The organism is Pseudomonas fuscovaginae SE-1, from assembly GCF_000364705.1.
GTDB classification, from domain to species: Bacteria; Pseudomonadota; Gammaproteobacteria; order Pseudomonadales; family Pseudomonadaceae; genus Aquipseudomonas; species Aquipseudomonas fuscovaginae_A.
Genome location: NZ_AQOH01000309.1, coordinates 1 through 3,655 on the forward strand (window position 1 = coordinate 1; position 3,655 = coordinate 3,655).

General features: G+C 64.2%; 2 protein-coding genes and 1 pseudogene. All 3 read left to right on the plus strand.

Annotated features, from left to right (window positions below):
• Positions 1–156, plus strand: a pseudogene (locus tag K675_RS32525) (efflux transporter periplasmic adaptor subunit); the annotation flags it as partial.
• Between the two features lie 3 nt (positions 157–159).
• The gene (locus tag K675_RS0124470; RefSeq protein ID WP_017906101.1) at positions 160–3,312 is read left to right on the plus strand and encodes an efflux RND transporter permease subunit; all 3,153 of its coding nucleotides are present in this window, start codon (positions 160–162) and stop codon (positions 3,310–3,312) included.
• The coding region (locus K675_RS31350) for a TolC family protein (protein WP_037007164.1) at positions 3,309–3,655 on the plus strand (347 nt) is incomplete at its 3' end. The genes K675_RS0124470 and K675_RS31350, both read left to right, overlap by 4 nt.

Consider the following 3,655-nt stretch of genomic DNA (forward strand, 5'->3'; position numbering starts at 1 on the left):
GACGGCCTCAAGTCGGGCGATCGCGTGATCACCGAAGGCCTGCAGTTCGTGCGTCCAGGCGTCGAGGTCAAGGCCAGCGAAGCCACCAACGTCAAAACCGCCAACCCGGCCCCTGCCCCGGCAACCGACAAAGCCGCGAGCAGCAAAGGGGAGTAAACCATGTCGAAATTCTTTATCGACCGCCCGATCTTCGCCTGGGTGATCGCCCTGGTGATCATGCTGGTCGGCGCGCTCTCGATCCTCAAGTTGCCGATCAACCAATACCCGGCGATCGCCCCGCCGGCCATCGCCATTTCCGTCACCTACCCGGGCGCCTCGGCGCAGACCGTGCAGGACACCGTGGTCCAGGTGATCGAGCAGCAGCTCAACGGTATCGACAACCTGCGTTATGTCTCGTCGGAAAGTAACTCCGACGGCAGCATGACCATTACCGCCACCTTCGAGCAGGGCACCAGCTCCGACACCGCCCAGGTCCAGGTCCAGAACAAGCTGAACCTGGCGACGCCCCTGTTGCCGCAGGAAGTGCAGCAGCAAGGTATCCGCGTCACCAAGGCGGTAAAGAACTTCCTGATGGTGATCGGCGTGGTGTCGACCGACGGCAGCATGACCAAGGACGACCTGTCGAACTACATCGTCTCCAACATGCAGGACCCGATCTCGCGGACCTCCGGTGTCGGTGACTTCCAGGTGTTCGGTGCCCAGTACGCGATGCGGATCTGGCTCGACCCGGCCAAGCTGAACAACTACCAGTTGACGCCGGTGGACGTGAAGACCGCCGTGGCCGCCCAGAACGTCCAGGTGTCGTCCGGCCAGTTGGGCGGCCTGCCGGCCATGCCCGGCCAGCAACTGAACGCGACGATCATCGGCAAGACCCGCCTGCAGACCGCCGAGCAGTTCAAGAACATCCTGCTCAAGGTCAACAAGGACGGCTCGCAAGTGCGCCTGGGCGACGTCGCCGACGTCAGCCTGGGCGGCGAGAACTACAGTGTCTCCGCCCAGTACAACGGTAGCCCCGCATCGGGCCTGGCAGTCAAGCTGGCCAACGGCGCCAACGCCCTGGACACCGCCAAGGCGCTGCGCAAGACCATCAGCGACCTGGAACCGTTCTTCCCGCCCGGGATGAAAGTGGTATTCCCGTACGACACCACGCCGGTGGTGAGCGAATCGATCAAGGGTGTGGTTGAAACCCTGATGGAAGCGATCGTGCTGGTGTTCCTGGTGATGTTCCTGTTCCTGCAGAACTTCCGCGCCACCATCATCACCACCATGACCGTGCCGGTGGTGCTGCTGGGTACCTTCGGGATCCTCGCGGCGGCCGGTTTCAGCATCAACACCCTGACCATGTTCGGCATGGTCCTGGCCATCGGTCTGCTGGTGGACGACGCGATCGTCGTGGTGGAGAACGTCGAGCGGGTGATGAGCGAGGAAGGACTGTCGCCCAAGGAAGCCACCAAGAAGTCGATGGGCCAGATCCAGGGCGCGCTGGTCGGTATCGCCATGGTGCTCTCGGCGGTACTGCTGCCGATGGCCTTCTTCGGCGGCTCCACCGGTGTGATCTACCGTCAGTTCTCCATCACCATCGTGTCGGCCATGGGCCTGTCGGTGCTGGTGGCTCTGATCTTCACCCCGGCGCTGTGCGCCACCCTGCTCAAGGCCATTCCCCATGGCGAGCACGGCACACCGAAACGCGGCTTCTTCGGCTGGTTCAACCGCAACTTCGACCGCAGCGTGCGGGCCTACGAGCGCAGCGTCGGCGGCATCCTGGCGCACAAGCTGCCGTACCTGCTGGCCTACGCCCTGATCGTGGTCGGCATGATCTGGCTGTTCGCCCGTATCCCCACCTCGTTCCTGCCGGAAGAAGACCAGGGCGTACTCTTCGCCCAGGTGCAGACCCCGGCCGGTTCCAGTGCCGAGCGGACCCAGGCGGTGGTCGACAAGATGCGCGCCTACCTGCTCAAGGACGAAACGGGAGCCGTGAGTTCGGTGTTCACCGTGACCGGCTTCAACTTCGCCGGTCGCGGCCAGAGCTCGGGCATGGCCTTCATCATGCTCAAGCCGTGGGATCAGCGTAACGCCGAAAACAGCGTGTTCAAGCTGGCGCAACGGGCCCAGGCGCACTTCTTCAGCTTCCGTGACGCGATGGTGTTCGCCTTCGCTCCACCGGCAGTACTGGAACTGGGTAACGCCACCGGTTTCGACGTGTACCTGCAGGACCGTGCCGGCATCGGCCACGAGAAACTGATGGAAGCACGCAACCAGTTCCTCGGCATGGCGGCACAGAGCAAGGTTCTCGCGGCGGTGCGTCCCAACGGCCTGAACGACGAACCGCAATACCAGTTGAGCATCGACGACGAGCGCGCCAGCGCCTTGGGCGTGAGCCTGTCGGACATCAACAACAGCCTGTCGATCGCGCTGGGCGGCAGTTATGTCAACGACTTCATCGACCGCGGCCGGGTGAAGAAGGTCTACATCCAGGGCAAGCCTGCCTCGCGGATGAGCCCTGAAGACCTGCAGAAGTGGTACGTGCGCAGCAGCAGCGGCACCATGGTTCCGTTCTCGTCCTTCGCCAAGGGCGAGTGGGTCTACGGTTCGCCCAAGCTGGCGCGCTACAACGGCGTCGAGGCGATGGAAATCCTCGGTGCTCCAGCACCGGGCCATACCACCGGTGAGGCCATGGCGGAAGTCGAGGCCATCGCCAAGAAGCTGCCGGCGGGTGTCGGTATTTCCTGGACCGGCCTGTCGTACGAGGAACGCCTCTCCGGTTCCCAGGCGCCGGCGCTGTTCGCCCTGTCGCTGCTGATGGTGTTCCTCTGCCTGGCGGCGCTGTACGAAAGCTGGTCGATCCCGATCGCGGTGGTACTGGTGGTACCGCTGGGGATCATCGGTGCACTGCTGGCGACCACCCTGCGCGGGCTGTCCAACGATGTGTACTTCCTGGTGGGTCTGTTGACCACCATCGGTCTGGCGGCGAAGAACGCCATCCTGATCGTGGAGTTCGCCAAGGAACTCCACGAACAGGGCAAGAGCCTGCGCGATGCGGCGATCGAGGCCTGCCGCATGCGTCTGCGTCCGATCATCATGACCTCGCTGGCGTTCATCCTCGGCGTGGTCCCGCTGGCGATCTCCACCGGCGCCGGCTCCGGCAGTCAGCACGCCATCGGTACCGTGGTGGTAGGCGGTATGATCAGCGCAACCATCTTGGCGATTTTCTGGGTTCCGTTATTCTTCGTTGCCGTCTCGGCCATTGGCGGCGAGAAGAACCACGCGAAACCCGCAACCCCCGAAACTCCACAGCATGAGGCTGGCCAATGAGCAAGTCCCTTCTCTCTGTAGCGGTCGCGGCCTTCGTGCTCAGCGGCTGCTCGCTGATCCCCGACTACCAGCGCCCCGAGGCGCCGGTAGCGGCGCAGTACCCGCAAGGACCGGCCTACTCGCCGGCCCAGGCGGCGAACGTCGCCGCGGCCGAACAGGGCTGGCGCCAGTTCTTCAACGACCCGGCGCTGCGGCAACTGATCCAGGTGGCGCTGGAAAACAACCGCGACCTGCGGGTCGCGGCGCTGAACATCGAAGCCTACCGGGCCCAGTACCAGATCCAGCGTGCCGACCTGTTCCCGGCTGTCACCGCCGATGGCAGCGGCAGCCGCCAGCGGGGCCC